This window comes from Bartonella sp. B10834G3 (assembly GCF_016102505.1).
In the GTDB taxonomy this organism is placed as follows: domain Bacteria; phylum Pseudomonadota; class Alphaproteobacteria; order Rhizobiales; family Rhizobiaceae; genus Bartonella; species Bartonella choladocola.
The window spans coordinates 171,916-187,000 of the sequence record NZ_JACFOM010000002.1 but is presented as its reverse complement, the minus strand read 5'-3'; the positions used below and the strand labels follow the sequence as shown (position 1 = coordinate 187,000).

Below are 15,085 nucleotides of genomic sequence, written 5' to 3'. Positions count from 1 at the left end.
TCTCCTTCAATTCGTTTGATATTATTCGGATACAACTGTGTATCGTCCGGTACCATTCAGCACATTTGCCAATCCACCCTTTTCGCCGATGGAATAGACAATGATGGGAATATGATTTTCACGAGCCAAAGTAATTGCAGTTGTATCCATAACTGCAAGTCCTTTTCTGATAACTTCTTCATGTGTCAAGCGGTCATAACGGGTTGCATTCGGATCCTTTTTCGGATCGGCAGAATAAATTCCGTCAACCTGTGTAGCTTTCAATAACACATTCGCACCAATTTCCGCAGCTCTGAGGGCGGCAGCCGAATCGGTGGTAAAAAAGGGATTTCCTGTGCCACCTGCGAAGATGACGACTTTACCCTGACTGATATAGCCGACAGCCTTTCGTTGCGAGAAACTTTCACAAATTTGCGGCATGGCAATGGCAGATAGAACGACCACATCCACGCCCAATTTGGTCAGCGATGTGCGCAGCGCAAGCGAATTGATTGCCGTTGCCAGCATCCCCATATGATCGCCGGTAACCCGATCGCCACCTCTCGACGCGACCGCAACGCCCCGAAAAATATTTCCGCCACCGATAACAACACCGACTTCGACGCCCATTTCATGAGCATCGGCAATATCTTTAGCGATACGATCCACCACCGAAACGTCGATACCAAAACTTTGCCCCCCCATCAAAGCCTCACCAGAAGCTTTCAATAAAATCCGTTTATAGAGGGGCTTATTTGTCATCTGTAGTCTCCGAATGCAAAATTTGACTGTGCCTTCGATACACGAAGGGCATCGCATTGTCACGCGATGCCCTCTCTACAACGTTTTTTTTGCTTCTCACAATGCTAAAAGCATCGCTTTCAAGCAAATAAACCGAATTTTGTCAGAAATTAGCCTTTTACTGCCGCTGCAACTTCCGCTGCAAAATCACTTTCAGCCTTTTCAATCCCCTCGCCCAGAGCGAAGCGGACAAAGCCTGTGATTTTTGCCGGAGCACCGATTTCTTTTTCGGCTTCTTTCAGAGCCTGACTTACAGTCTGATCAGGATTGATGACAAAAGCCTGCGAGAGAAGCACAACTTCCTCGAAAAACTTGCGCATACGGCCTTCTACCATCTTCTCGACGATATTGGCAGGTTTACCCGACTGGTTGGCTTGTTCGGAATAAATTGCCTTTTCACGTTCGACAGCAGCCGGATCAACCTCTTCGGCGGTGAGAGCCAACGGATTGGTAGCGGCAACATGCATAGCAACCTGACGACCGAAATGTTCGGCTGCATCTTTGTCACCATTGGTTTCGATAGCAACAAGAACACCGATTTTTCCCAATCCGTCGCCGATGCCGTTGTGAATATATGTGGCAATAACACCATTATCGACCGAAAGTTCGGCAGAACGACGGAATGTCATGTTTTCGCCGATTTTACCGATTGCATCTTTGAGAGTTTCGGCAACAGTCTTATCCGATCCCGGATAAACCGAAACCGAAATTTTTTCCAATGTACCGTCTGTACCCAAAGCGGCCTTGGCAATATTGCGAACAATATCCTGAAATGCATCGTTACGGGCGACAAAATCGGTTTCGGAATTTACTTCAACAAGAACAGCCTTTTTGCCGTCCGAAGCAACGCCGACAAGACCTTCGGCAGCCGTACGCCCTGCCTTCTTATCGGCCTTGGCAATGCCTTTTTTGCGCAACCAGTCAACGGCTGCTTCCATATCGCCATTTGTTTCTGCAAGCGCTGCCTTGCAGTCCATCATACCGGCGCCTGACAATTCGCGAAGTTCTTTCACCTGTGCTGCGGTAATGCTCATATTTACCTCTTAATCTTAATAACGGCGAAAGCGTGCAAGGATTATCCCTCGGCACGCCCGCGATCCTATATCCTTGATTTTGGCACCCTCTCGTTCAAAAGGGGGTGCCAATCTATTCATTATTCTGCGGCAGGAGTTGCTTCATTTTCCAATGCAGGTTCGGCCGGTGCTTCGGCCTGTGCACCAAGATCAACACCCATAGCGCCCTGCTGACGGGCAATACCGTCCAATGCTGCTTTGGCTACGAGATCGCAATAAAGCGCAATGGCACGTGACGCATCGTCGTTACCGGGAATCGGGTAATTGATATTATCCGGATCGCAGTTTGTATCAATCACAGCGACCACCGGAATACCAAGACGCTTGGCTTCGTCGATTGCAATTTTTTCTTTGTTTGTGTCAATAATGAACAGAAGATCGGGAACCGATCCCATATCCTTGATACCGCCGAGTGCACGATTGAGTTTCTCGCGGTCATGTTCAAGATTCAAACGTTCTTTTTTGGTAAAACCTTGTGCCTCATTGGCAAGAATTCCATCAAGCTTACGCAGACGTTGAATGGAATTGGAAATTGTTTTCCAGTTTGTCAACATACCGCCAAGCCAGCGAGCATTGACATAATATTGGGCCGAACGGTTTGCAGCTTCTGCAATAATGTCGGAAGCCTGACGTTTTGTGCCTACAAAAAGCACACGGCCGCCACGGGCAACAGTATCCGAAACCACCTTCAATGCATTATGAAGCAATGGAACAGTCTGTGCGAGATCGATAATGTGAATATTATTGCGCTGCCCGTAAATATAGGGAGCCATTTTCGGGTTCCAGCGATGTGTCTGGTGACCAAAGTGAACGCCGGCTTCCAGAAGCTGGCGCATAGTGAAATCTGGCAATGCCATTTTTTTATCCTTTCCGGTTGAACCTCCACGGAAAGAGGCAGAAAAACTGCCACCGGCGGAAAATTGCGGATTTCTCCCGCAACTCCCCTATTTCCGTGTGTGGAATGTCGGGTTAATTAAGTGAAGTTGAAAAAACTTTCAAGTGTTTTTGACATCACTCATAATATTCTAACGAAAAATCGGAAATTCAACAAGCAGGTTTTGACCAACAGGCTATTCTTTACAGGTTTCTTTTGCTGGTTGTACGTCGAACAATTTGAATGTCTGCAATTTTCCGCGTACTGAAAAATTCCCGTAATCCATCACAAGGTCGCGGGTCACGCCGTTTTCATACAACAGAAAACTCGTGCGATAAACAGGTAAGCCATCCTGATTTTCGTCATCATTGAAATAGGAAATCGTTACCGGCCAATAGGGTTCGTTACCGAGCTTTCCCATGACTTTGGTTTCATTGTCAGCTTTGGCTTCCACCCTATCACCTATCACCACTGTTGCATCCGTCAAACGGTCGGCATCGTCCGAGCCGTCAAAAAGCGTGGTCCGGTAGAAGTGGCGACCTGCTTTGGCCTGACGGATAACTTCTATCGTTTGAATTGTAGGAAATGCAGCCGATTTCAGTTTGACTTCTTTTTCTTTGGGCTTCTTCAGATTGACAACCATTTCGCCTTTGGCAATTTTGGCAACGCCATCTGTTTCGCTGGTCACTTCCTGATCTATGATGGTTTTGCTGACAAAACGAAACTCTTTGCCATTTGCCGTCTCGAAGCTTGTCATTTGCTGGTCGGTAAGCCGTGCCGGTGAATCAGTCATATCAATCCGTGTGACAAATCGAAAACGGGTTGTATAACCTTCGCATGATGAACCGTTGAATTCATAGGCCATACGGCCGACGAGACCCGAAATACCGGATTTATCCGATGCAGTTTCGAGCTGTAGATCATAGATTGCCGTATGGGGAACCATGACAATTTTATCTTCGGCCTGCACTACGCCAAGACCCAGAATAAAAAAAGCAATGGTAACGAGAATCCTTGGCATCCACATATTCCTGTTTTTAACTGAGCTTGGCGTTATCATATATGCTAGATACAAAGCGAGTAAATTTCTTTTTTTAAACTTCGCATTTCCATATAAAAAGAAATGCGTTATTGAGCGAATATAAATCAAGCGAATATGAAATGACGGGATAAAGAGGTAGAAAATGTCCGACACGATTGAAAGCCGTTTAGAAAAACTAGGCATCAAAATCCCCGCTGCTGTACAACCTGTAGCAAACTATGTGACCGCCAGACGTTCTGGTAATCAACTCTATATCTCAGGCCAGCTTCCGCTGCGCGATGGCAAACCTGTCGCTATCGGAAAAGTCGGCAGAACAGTGAATGCCGAACAGGCAAAAAAATCGGCAGAAGCCTGTGCAATCAATATTCTGGCGCAAGCACAAGCTGCTCTTGGTGATTTGGGTAAAATAAAACAGGTTGTTAAAGTCACTGCCTTTGTCGCCGCCGATCCCAATTTTACCGATATTCCGCAAGTGGCTAACGGTGCATCGGATTTGTTTGTCAATGTTTTGGGAGACAAAGGAAAACACGCACGTTCAGCCGTCGGAGTTGCGACACTGCCCATGGACGTACCTGTAGAAGTGGAAGCTATTCTGGAAATTTGAGCGATGCGGCTTGACTGGTTAACAAAACGGCCCATTGCCAATTGTGGTCTTCATGGTTGTGACAAAACGGTTCTGGAAAATACACTCCCTGCATTCGAGCTGGCAGCCCTTGAGAATTATACGATTTGTTGCGACGTTCAATTGTCTCACGACGGAGTGCCTATGGTTTTTCATGGCGCTTCGCTGGAACAGGTAACCGGAAAAAACTTGCGTATTATCGACTTACGGTCATCCGAAATCGAAAAAATTCGCTCGGATGACGGCAAGCCGCGCATTCTCCCGTTCGAGACTCTTCTTCACAACATTGGTGGAAAAGTGCCGATTCTGGTAAATCTTGAAGGGAACGACGGTGAAGATGCAGGACTGATCTCGCGAGTGACCGAATTGCTGATTTCCTATCCCAACAGCTCGGCAATCATGTCGCAAGATGTACACATTTTACGTCGTGTACGTTTTGCCGATCATGCAATACCACACGGGATAAAAGCCGAAGGAAATCGGCGTTCAGAGATAGAAGAACATTTTGCAATGCTGGCTCACGATATGGAATTCGTTGCTTATAATTTTCGCCAATTGGCAAATCCGTTTGTAAGGTTTGCCCGTGAAAAACTGGCAATGCCGGTTCTTGCATGGACAATCCATAACGCGGAAGAATGGGAAAGAGCACGCATTAATGCCGATCAGATGATCTTTGAAGGGTTTAAGCCAACTGGAATTAATTAAATCGTTTTTTCAATTGGTTAAATACAACTGTTAATCTATCGAACGAGGAAAAAATGCAACAGGTCTATGACGAAAATAATATTTTCGCAAAATTGATTCGTGGGGATATTCCTTCGATACGGGTCTATGAAGATAATGATGTTGTCGCCTTCATGGATGTGATGCCGCAGGGAAAGGGACATACTCTTATCGTACCGCGTAAAGGTTCACGCAATCTCTTGGATGCCGATCCCGAAACGCTCTCCAAAGTCATCAAGGTCGTGCAAAAAATTGCCAAGGCCGTAAAAAAAGCCTTCAATGCGGATGGCGTTACAGTTATGCAGTTCAATGAACCGGCGAGCGGCCAAACAGTTTTCCATCTTCACTTCCATGTCATTCCACGTTTTGAAAATGTGCCGCTAAAACCCCATAGTGGCGAACCGGTTGACACTAAAACGCTGGAACAATCGGCAGCAAAAATCCGTGCAGCCTTATAAAAAGCTGTTTTTTCGGGTTCCCTTTTATCTGGCGAATAGTTGAAATTATTCTAAAAAACCTGACCGATCATTCAAACAGTCGGTCAGGTTTTTCTTAATCGGCTGGCGTCGTTTTTTTAACCCGTCGCTTATCTGTTTTTATTGATCGGGTCTGTTTTTTATTTGCCTGTGTTTCGTTGCTGATTATTTTCAAGGCAAGCTTGTTCTTATCGGTTTCATCAGTCATCACTTTGACTGTTCCACCGTGACGCAGCTTGCCGAATAGTATTTCTTCAGCAAGAGGTTTCTTGATATATTCCTGAATGACACGCGATAACGGGCGTGCTCCCATATGTGAGTCGTACCCCTTATTGGCCAACCATTTTGTGGCAGCCGCGCTTAGTTCAAACGTAATATCGCGGTCGGCAAGCTGTGCTTCTAGTTGCAAAATAAACTTCTGCACAACCTGATGGATAATCGGTTCCGACAACGGTGCAAATGGAATAATAGCATCAAGACGATTACGAAATTCGGGCGGAAAAAGCTGGTTGATTGCTTCGACATCATCGCCCTCGCGTTCCGTTTTACCGAAGCCGATCGCGGATTTTGCCATATTCGCAGCACCGGCATTAGTTGTCATGATGAGAATGATGTTTCGAAAATCAATCTCTTTGCCATTATGGTCGGTGAGCTTGCCATGATCCATTACCTGTAACAGAATATTATAAAGATCGGGATGGGCTTTCTCTATCTCGTCAAGCAAAAGCACAGCATGAGGATTTTGGTCGACGGCATCGGTCAACAACCCGCCCTGATCGAAACCGACATATCCGGGCGGTGCGCCAATCAACCGTGAAACAGTGTGCCGTTCCATATATTCCGACATGTCAAAGCGTAACAATTCGATTCCGAGTGAAGCCGCAAGCTGTTTTGCAACCTCGGTTTTTCCAACCCCTGTAGGACCGGAAAACAGATAGCTGCCAATCGGCTTGTCAGGCTCTCTAAGACCGGCACGGGCGAGCTTGATCGAGGCTGCAAGAGCTGAAATAGCCTTATCCTGCCCGTAAACGACACTTTTCAGCTCTTTTTCGAGATTTGCCAGCGTCTTGCGGTCATCACGCGATACAGTCTTTTGAGGAATGCGCGCCATTGTTGCGACTGTTTCCTCTATTTCCTTGACGCCAATGGTTTTTTTCCGCTTATCTTTCGGCAAAAGCATTTGCGCAGCACCGGTCTCGTCGACCACATCAATAGCTTTATCAGGCAATCTTCTGTCAGACATATAACGCGAAGAAAGTTCGACAGATGCTTTCATCGCTTCATCGGTGTATTTGATCTTATGGAAGTTCTCGAAATATGGCTTCAAACCCTTCAATATTTCGATCGCATCATCAATCGAAGGCTCGTTAACATCTATCTTTTGGAAGCGGCGCGCCAATGCACGGTCTTTCTCAAATATTTGGCGATATTCCTTATAAGTGGTCGAACCGATGCAACGGATAAGCCCCGAAGAAAGTGCCGGTTTTAACAAATTGGCAGCGTCCATACTACCGCCCGACGTTGCCCCTGCTCCGATAAGGGTGTGGATTTCATCGATAAAAAGAATAGCACCCTTATAGTTTTCAAGCTCCTTAACGACCTGTTTGAGACGTTCTTCAAAATCACCGCGATAACGGGTACCGGCGACCAGCATTCCCATATCAAGGGAAAAAATCGTTGCATCGTTCAAAACTTCAGGCACTTCGCCATCAACAATGCGTTTTGCCAAGCCTTCGGCAATTGCTGTCTTGCCAACGCCGGGATCACCGACGAGAAGCGGATTGTTTTTTGAACGACGACACAAAATCTGGATTGTCCGCGCAATTTCTTTATTGCGACCGATCAGCGTATCAATTCTTCCCTGACGGGCACGTTCATTGAGATTGATACAATATGCCGATAGCGCATCTGTTTCTTTTGCGGCTGCTTGTTCACTACCGGGCAGTTCGTCATCGGCACCACCGAGCGGAAAACTCGCGGCGCCATTTTCAGACGCTATACCATGAGAAATAAAGTTCACGGCGTCATAACGGGTCATTCCGAGTTCTTGCATAAAATAGGCAGCAAAACTTTCCCTTTCGGCAAAAATCGCTACAAGCACATTTGCTCCGGTAACAATATCACGCCCTGCCGATTGAACATGAATTACAGCACGTTGAATAACACGTTGGAACGAATTTGTCGGCTTGGTATCCTCGTCGTCGCCAATTTGTGCATCAAGTTCCGACTCAACATATTGGGTCAATCGCGAGCGCAATTGTTCAATATCGACATTGCAAGCCTGAATAACTGCTTTGGCATCGACATCATCAAGCAATGCCAGCAAAAGATGTTCGAGCGTCGCATATTCCTGATGCGCGTCGCTCGCTATCATGAGTGCTCTATGGAGTGTCTTTTCAAGGCTGGTTGTGAAAGATGGCATGGGGGATCACTTTCTTTCCATTACGCATTGTAAAGGATGCTGGTTTTCGCGGGCACAATCCATAACCTGTGCAACCTTTGTTTCTGCCACTTCATAAGAATAAACACCGCATTCGCCAACGCCGGTGTGATGAACATTCAACATAATACGCGTTGCGTCTTCACGATTTTTACGGAAAAACTTCTGTAAAACAAATATAACAAAATCCATCGGCGTATAATCATCATTCAAAAGAAGGACGCGATAAAAGTCCGGCTTCTTAACCTTGGGAAGCGTTTTGGTAGCGATACCGGTTTCAAAATTTTCCGGATTATCGCCAGCTCTTTCATCATTATGGCCGCTTAATCTTTCAAACTTGCTTTGTATCACTGTTGCGTTTCTTTCTCTATCGAATGCAATTTATGTAATGTATTTTTATCAGATTATAAGGCCTCCGATAGCGGGTTTGATAACAGTTTTATATCATTTTCCACCATTTAGGTTCCGCTTCGACTATTTAGATTCAAGAAAAATTTTGCCCTTATAAATAAATTGGTAACGCTGTCGGATTAGTCTTCCTGCAACCGAAGCGGCAGAGCCTACTCTGACGCTCATTCTGTTTGGCGAAATCAAGGGTAATTCAAAGTGCAAAAAGCCTACCAAAAAGTAGCTAATTTTTTCAGAACAGCCGCCATTGCAACACTCGTATTTTCTGTTTCTATCACTTGTGCAAAAGCCGCTCCCCAGAGTGCTTATGCCGATAAATATGCGGCAATAGTGATTGATGCCAATACCGGAAGAACCTTGTTCGAGGCAAACGGAAATGCACGTCGTTATCCGGCCTCTCTTACAAAAATGATGACGCTTTATCTGCTTTTCGAGGCTATGCAATCCGGAAGGGTTACGCCAAACACACCAATTCCGGTTTCGGCCTATGCTGCTTCGCGTCCGCCCACAAAAATCGGCTTTCGCGCCGGCCAGACAATTCCTGCCGAACTTGCCGCAAAAGCTTTGATAACCAAATCGGCAAATGATGTCGCAACCGCTATCGGTGAATATCTTGGTGGTTCGGAACCCCGTTTTGCCCAGATTATGACAGCAAAGGCAAGAAGACTCGGTATGATGAATACCAATTTTGCCAATGCATCCGGTTTACCGGACGAACAAAACTATTCGACTGCCCGTGACCTCGCCATTCTTTCACTCGCTTTGCGTGAACATTTCCCGAAGCAATATGACTGGTTCAAGACAACGAGTTTTCAATTCCGCGGCCAAACAATCAACGGTCATAACCGCCTTGTCCGCGATATGAAAGGTGTCGACGGTATTAAAACCGGTTATACCCGCATGTCGGGTTCAAATCTGGCAACGTCCATGCGCCTCGACGGTCGTTCCATTGTTGCGGTCGTGATGGGCGGGCGTTCCTCGGCATTGCGTGATGTGCATATGGCGGAACTCTTACGCCGTTATCTGCCAGAAGCCAGTCGTGGTAAAACACGCGCACCGCTCATGGCTGCCACCCAATACGATTTACCGGAAGTCAATAACGCTCCCATTCCGGTAACAAAAGCAAATATGCCGAATGTCAAAGCCGATAAAATCGCAGTTATTGCAAAAGCGGATGTCACAAATGCCACAGCCGACACAAGTACAGCAGTCGCCGACGCACCAACCGCCAAAAAACCGGATAATGCTTCGGATGTTTTGACAGCACTTGCGAGCACATCCCAATCCAATGTACCTGCGGTAAAAGAAGCAACCGAAGCGGTCCTTTCAAAACCACAAGCCGGAACTGCCCGATCCGGTGCTATTGATCCTGTTATCACCGCATCAGCTCCCACGAATGCCGGTCAGAATGGCTGGGCCATCCAGATTGGCTCCCTGCCCAATCAACAACAGGCAACAGACATGCTTTCCAATGCCTCCGACGCCGCCCGTTCCGCTCTTTCAAACGCAAAACCCTATACCCAAGTGTTTGATAAAGACGGCCAACGCTATTACCGCGCACGCTTCGTCGGATTTAATTCAAAAAAAGCGGCCTGGGACGCATGTTCGGTTTTAAAGAAAGCAAATTTTAACTGCTATGCGATAACACAATAGCCAAGAACAATTTTCGAGTTTTGCGTAAAAGGTAATTGAGCCATGGAAAATGCAACTGATATGGTGTTAAAAGCCCGTTCTCACAATTTCGAGAACCCGTTACTCACTTTGCGGTCGCTTCAGCAAGCAGCCTTGAAATTGCACGGTTTGAAAGCCACGCCCAATGGCTTGGGCACACGGTCCCTGCTCGGCCTGTTGATTTGCCAAACGCAACGCAACCGCCGCATGGCTTTGCCGCCGGTTCGCGTCCATTTGCGTGTTGCAAGCCCGCGGGGGTCGTTCGGCGTAAAACTTCGCCTCGGTTCAACCAACAGTTAAAACCCGGGTGTGTGATTGCGCATTCCATCGAAAGATTATAACAGCCCCAGATCTGCAAGTTCCTGCCTCAACGCAGGAGGTAAGCGGTTTTTGCTTCCGTTCAAATCATCCTTGGGTGCTTCATCTATCTTGAGATAACGCCACCCCTGAAAGGCACGTCTTGGCTGCCATTCCGTCGGAATAATCTTGTCATCAAGGACAAGTTTACAACGATGAATTCCCTCCTCGTCCGTAAACGGGCGGATGTCCAGAAATTTTTGTCGACACTGGATATTACCTTTCATAACCCAATAAAGCGACCCCCCGTCGAGGAGTTCATCAATTTTTTTGGGAACCATGCGGGTAATATGATACTGTTCCGGCTTTTCTCCCGCCAAACGTAATTCGGCAAGCCGAAAATCAACCCAGGCTGCGAGGTCTTCAATCGAGGAACAACCAACGCATAATTTTACCATGTGAAGCGTCATGATTGAAGATTTAGCAATCCGTCACATTAACTGCAAGGCCACCTTTGCTGGTTTCCTTATATCTATCGCTCATATCGTGTCCGGTTTCCCTCATTGTCTTTATGCAAGCATCAAGTGACACAAAGTGGTGACCGTCACCGTGAAGTGCCAATGAAGCAGCCGTTACGGCTTTGACGGCTCCCATCGCATTTCTTTCGATGCACGGAACCTGAACGAGACCGGCAACCGGATCACACGTCATTCCGAGATGATGTTCAAGCGCAATCTCGGCCGCGTTTTCGATCTGCTTGGGCGAACCTCCCAAAACGGCTGTCAAGCCTGCGGCTGCCATAGAAGAAGCAGAACCCACCTCCCCCTGACAACCGACTTCAGCACCCGAAATCGACGCATTGGATTTGATGATTCCACCGATTGCTGCGGCGGTGAGCAGAAAATCCCGAACCCCGTTCTTATTGGCATCGGCACAAAAGCGCAAATAATAGCTGATCACTGCCGGAATAACTCCTGCTGCGCCATTGGTCGGCGCTGTAACAACGCGCCCTCCTGCTGCATTCTCTTCGTTAACAGCAATAGCATATGTCGACAGCCAATCATTTGCCGACAACGGGCTCAACTGATTCTTTTTGCTGTCACCGATCAGTTTCTCGTATAGCTTTTTTGCCCGGCGTTTAATGTGGAGACCTCCGGGCAATTCTCCCTCATGACCAAGTCCGCGTTCAACACAGCTTTTCATTGCGAAGAATATTTTGTCGAGTCCCTCATCCAGATCGCTGCGCGTCATACATGTTTCTTCATTGGCGCGTTTCATTTCGGCGATTGTCAAACCTGATCGGGTTGCCATATCAAGCATGTCTTTCGCAGTGGCGAAAGGAAAAGGCACTGAAGAGCTATCGTTACTGCTGTTGTGCTCGATCCGGTTTATTTCGTCTTCTGTCACCACGAAACCGCCGCCGATAGAATAATAAACGCGGCGCAACAGCACATTTTGCATCTCGTCGAGGCCTTCAAAAACCAGACCATTGGTATGCGCCGGCAACGGTGTCTTGTAATCGAATATCAGATCCGTTTCAGGAGAAAAACGATATGCAGGATGTCCATGCGGATGAACCTCTCCGCTTTCGTATACACGACGAACGATACTATCCATCGCGTCGGGATCGACAGTTGCCGGCGCCTCTCCCGACAAGCCGAGAATGACCGCTCTGTCAGTCGCATGGCCTACGCCGGTAAAAGCCAGCGACCCATGTAGAAATGCTCGCAAATGCACAATTGACGAGTGGCTCGGCTTTGGCCAATTACCCGACAATATCTCTTCAAGAAACATATTGGCCGCAGTCATCGGGCCCATTGTGTGCGAGCTCGACGGACCAATTCCGATTTTAAAGAGTTCAAAGACCGAAAGAAACATGGAATTAATCGAACACGTCAATGTCCAACAATCAGGAATTCCCCTACATAAAGCTTAAAAACCCACTGTAAGGTAAATAAGGGAAATAACAGCAACAAGCGCTATCGTTGCTTTTATAGCGATGCTCCAACAAGATTTTTCAATGATTTCATCCATAAAGCACCTATAAAATAACAAAACAATCAACCTGTAACTGAATTGTCTCAAGCTATAATGGTGAAACAGCAAATAGACAACATTAAAAAAAAATTAAAAAAAATAATTTTCAACAAAATTTTCGAGCAAGTTCCAACATCAAGAACTCAAAATATCCCGCTTTACACACAATCCGGCATCACTCGACAAAACGTACAAACTCTTCGAGTGGCACACGTTCGGTCGGGAAATTATTTTCAGGCGCGTTTTCATCCCGATAGCCGAGAGCAAGTCCGCAAATGACCTGTCGTTCGGGAGGAATATCCAGTTCTTGCGATATTGTGTTATGATATTCGGAAAAGGCCGCCTGAATACAGCTATCAAGACCGAAACTGCGCGCCACCAATGCAATTGTCTGGATAAAACCTCCCAAATCCAGCCAACTGCCAAGCTCCATATCCCGATCCATTGTAAAAATAAGACCGACAGGCGCTCCAAAAAACATGAAATTTTTCGCCTGCTGGCGTTCGATTTTGCTTCTTTCCGAACGTGCAATTCCAAGCGCCCGATAAAGATCCCAGCCGACTTTACGTCGTCGCGCGAGATAAGGCTCACGCCAGGAACGGGGATAGAATTGATATTCACATTCTTCCTTTATGCCGGAAACCGACATGTCGAAAAGTTTCCGGCCGAGTTTTTTCAATGCTCCATTATGAACGACAATCACTTGCCAGGCCTGTATATTTGCTCCCGAAGGCGCACGCGAAGCCAGTTGTAATATGTCTTCCACCAGCTTCCGGTCGACATCCTTTTCCAGATAAGCGCGAATTGATTTTCGGCTTTTTACGACGTCGCAAAATTTTTCAATTCTGGTCATTTTTTATGTTCCACCCACAGGAAAAATGAACACACAGGCTAATTTACCCGAGCAAAGCAAAAACTTTGTGATAGATAGATAGATAGCAAAGGATACCGATATGAACCAGCCTGAAACCATTAAAATACGATTACAAAAGGTTGATCTCTTTCGTGGGCTCGCACTCATTGGCATGGTGGTTTACCATTTCAGTTGGGATTTGAGCTATTTTTCCTATATTGCCCCACAAGTTCCGGCGGAAGGCGGTTTGCGCGTTCTGGCGCGTATTGTCGCGTTTTGCTTCCTGTTTATTTCCGGTTTCAGTCTCTATCTTGCACAGGGAAAACAACTCCACGTTTCAACCTATTTCCGACGCTTGTCGATCATCGTACTGGCTGCTTTTGTTGTTTCTATCGTTACCTATTTTATCATGCCGCAAGGCTTCATCTATTTCGGAATATTACATGAAATAGCTGTGGCAACGGTCATCGGATTGCTATTTTTGCATACGCCGCTTGTGTTGAATTTTTTGGCTATTTTGATTTTCGTTCTATTGCCGTTCATACTGAAATCCGATGTTTTCAACGCACCTTATCTGTTATGGACCGGATTTTCGAGCCATCCCCGCCCCTCATTTGATTATGTTCCGGTTTTTCCGTGGTTTGGCGCAGCTCTTTTAGGGCTTACAACAGCCCGCATCTGCGACAATTTTCATCTATTGCCATATTTACAAAACGGCATCCGCCCACAATGGCTCAACACATTCTTGCAGCTCATCGGGCGCCACAGCCTCATATTTTATCTGGTTCACCAACCTGTCCTGTTAGCTATCCTCTATTGTATCTCTTCTGTTTTTCCCCCTTCCCCCGAAGCCTTGAGGGCACCAATGGAGAAAGCTTGCGTCAGCGAATGTCGTCAAAGTCAACCAAACGGCCACTTATGTTCCGATTTTTGCACTTGTGTGTTTGACAAAATCGAAGCAGGAAAACTGATTTCTCCATTGTCTAAAGGAGAAATAACAGAAACAGATGAAAGGCTACAAAAACCGGTCAATGAATGTTGGGCAGGAATTCTAAATAAACTTGATTAGATGGCATGCTAAAACCATGGGGAAGACAACCGGTTGCCGGACTTCTAACGATTGACATCGCGTTCGGCCAAACGCTCGAAACATATTTCCTCAATACGCTCAAGCTCGTGTAATGATTCATCAATGTCCCGACGCATCTGTTTCAGATCTTCGCGTTTTTCCTTGATATCGTGCAAGACATTCTCGACCTTTATTGCCTCATCAAGCGGAGCTGTAGTAACTGTCAAGAGCGAGGCGATTTCGGCAAGCGAAAAATTGAGCCGCTTGGCTCTGAATATTTGTTGAAGACGATGGCGATCAAGCTCGGTGTAAAGCCGTGTACGCCCCCGGCGCATCGGAACAATAAGCCCCTGATCTTCATAATAGCGCAATGTTCTCGTCGTTACACCGAATTCCCTTGTCAGTTCACCGATTGAATAATATTCATGCATAAGTCAACTAAACAGGGTACGATCAAAAAACCTGACGAACCCTCATCTATCCCTCTTTGTTTTCCACAATAGTTTTGCAAACCGATGGTGCAATAGCGGATCGTTGCAAAACAAATATTGTTGAAATCAATTATATGTTTAACATAGCGGGCGAAACAACCGATAATAAAAACTTTCGCCAGAAACTTGCAAACCCGTTTAACATAAATAACCGGTTGCGAAACCGGCCTTCCCCGTCAACAGTTAATAAAATCATTAAGCGGAACACTGAAAATAGATCAACCCTATA

The 15,085-nt window shown here is 46.4% G+C and carries 16 protein-coding genes; 6 read left to right on the top strand and 10 right to left on the bottom strand.

The window, feature by feature from the left end:
* Positions 1–21 precede the first annotated feature (21 nt).
* The 4 genes from pyrH to H3S94_RS06240 form a co-directional block, all read right to left on the bottom strand.
* Positions 22–741: a UMP kinase gene (pyrH, locus tag H3S94_RS06255; protein WP_077991894.1), complete on the bottom strand. Its 720-nt coding sequence runs from the start codon at positions 739–741 to the stop codon at positions 22–24.
* A 149-nt stretch (positions 742–890) separates the two neighbouring features.
* Complete coding sequence (gene tsf, locus H3S94_RS06250) at positions 891–1,814, bottom strand: translation elongation factor Ts (protein ID WP_198231001.1); 924 nt, start codon at positions 1,812–1,814, stop codon at positions 891–893.
* Positions 1,815–1,933: 119 nt separating this feature from the next.
* A complete protein-coding gene (gene rpsB, locus H3S94_RS06245; RefSeq protein ID WP_077991892.1) occupies positions 1,934–2,710 on the bottom strand; it encodes a 30S ribosomal protein S2 in 777 nt (258 codons plus the stop codon).
* Positions 2,711–2,923: 213 nt separating this feature from the next.
* A complete protein-coding gene (locus H3S94_RS06240) occupies positions 2,924–3,748 on the bottom strand; it encodes a cell envelope integrity EipB family protein (RefSeq protein ID WP_198240577.1) in 825 nt (274 codons plus the stop codon).
* 163 nt (positions 3,749–3,911) lie between these two features.
* Between H3S94_RS06240 and H3S94_RS06235 the strand changes: the two genes are divergently transcribed.
* Genes H3S94_RS06235 through H3S94_RS06225 form a run of 3 tightly spaced genes read left to right on the top strand, consistent with a single transcriptional unit; the run spans position 3,912 to position 5,572 of the window.
* Positions 3,912–4,373, top strand: a complete 462-nt coding sequence (locus H3S94_RS06235) for a RidA family protein (protein WP_077991888.1) — start codon at positions 3,912–3,914, stop codon at positions 4,371–4,373.
* A 3-nt stretch (positions 4,374–4,376) separates the two neighbouring features.
* Positions 4,377–5,096 (top strand): glycerophosphodiester phosphodiesterase family protein, encoded by a 720-nt coding sequence (locus H3S94_RS06230; RefSeq protein ID WP_077991887.1) that lies wholly within the window; start codon positions 4,377–4,379, stop codon positions 5,094–5,096.
* Positions 5,097–5,149: 53 nt separating this feature from the next.
* A complete protein-coding gene (locus tag H3S94_RS06225; RefSeq protein ID WP_077991886.1) occupies positions 5,150–5,572 on the top strand; it encodes an HIT family protein in 423 nt (140 codons plus the stop codon).
* Positions 5,573–5,666: 94 nt separating this feature from the next.
* Here H3S94_RS06225 and clpA read toward each other — a convergent pair whose 3' ends face one another.
* Together clpA and clpS are read right to left on the bottom strand one after the other, a co-directional pair.
* On the bottom strand, positions 5,667–8,012 hold the full coding sequence (gene clpA, locus H3S94_RS06220; protein WP_198240576.1) for an ATP-dependent Clp protease ATP-binding subunit ClpA: 2,346 nt from the start codon (positions 8,010–8,012) through the stop codon (positions 5,667–5,669).
* Between the two features lie 6 nt (positions 8,013–8,018).
* Positions 8,019–8,381: an ATP-dependent Clp protease adaptor ClpS gene (clpS, locus tag H3S94_RS06215; RefSeq protein ID WP_369805229.1), complete on the bottom strand. Its 363-nt coding sequence runs from the start codon at positions 8,379–8,381 to the stop codon at positions 8,019–8,021.
* Positions 8,382–8,684: 303 nt separating this feature from the next.
* On the opposite strand from clpS, the gene H3S94_RS06210 reads away from it, so the two are divergent.
* Together H3S94_RS06210 and H3S94_RS06205 are read left to right on the top strand one after the other, a co-directional pair.
* Positions 8,685–10,091: a D-alanyl-D-alanine carboxypeptidase gene (locus tag H3S94_RS06210; protein WP_369805737.1), complete on the top strand. Its 1,407-nt coding sequence runs from the start codon at positions 8,685–8,687 to the stop codon at positions 10,089–10,091.
* Between the two features lie 42 nt (positions 10,092–10,133).
* Complete coding sequence (locus H3S94_RS06205) at positions 10,134–10,409, top strand: hypothetical protein (protein ID WP_198230996.1); 276 nt, start codon at positions 10,134–10,136, stop codon at positions 10,407–10,409.
* A gap of 35 nt (positions 10,410–10,444) precedes the next feature.
* Here the strand turns inward: H3S94_RS06205 and H3S94_RS06200 are convergent, their stop codons facing one another.
* From H3S94_RS06200 to H3S94_RS06190, 3 genes are all read right to left on the bottom strand, one after another.
* Positions 10,445–10,876, bottom strand: a complete 432-nt coding sequence (locus tag H3S94_RS06200; RefSeq protein WP_077991880.1) for a DUF1489 family protein — start codon at positions 10,874–10,876, stop codon at positions 10,445–10,447.
* Positions 10,877–10,886: 10 nt separating this feature from the next.
* Entirely contained in the window at positions 10,887–12,284 is a 1,398-nt protein-coding gene (locus tag H3S94_RS06195) for an L-serine ammonia-lyase (protein ID WP_198240574.1), read from the bottom strand.
* Positions 12,285–12,618: 334 nt separating this feature from the next.
* Positions 12,619–13,296, bottom strand: a complete 678-nt coding sequence (locus tag H3S94_RS06190) for a nitroreductase (RefSeq protein ID WP_198230993.1) — start codon at positions 13,294–13,296, stop codon at positions 12,619–12,621.
* 100 nt (positions 13,297–13,396) lie between these two features.
* On the opposite strand from H3S94_RS06190, the gene H3S94_RS06185 reads away from it, so the two are divergent.
* Positions 13,397–14,365, top strand: a complete 969-nt coding sequence (locus tag H3S94_RS06185) for a DUF1624 domain-containing protein (protein WP_198240573.1) — start codon at positions 13,397–13,399, stop codon at positions 14,363–14,365.
* A gap of 44 nt (positions 14,366–14,409) precedes the next feature.
* Here H3S94_RS06185 and H3S94_RS06180 read toward each other — a convergent pair whose 3' ends face one another.
* Positions 14,410–14,796 carry a MerR family DNA-binding transcriptional regulator gene (locus H3S94_RS06180; protein WP_077991873.1) on the bottom strand — a complete coding sequence of 129 codons (387 nt, stop codon included), beginning with the start codon at positions 14,794–14,796 and terminating at the stop codon, positions 14,410–14,412.
* Positions 14,797–15,085: the final 289 nt, after the last annotated feature.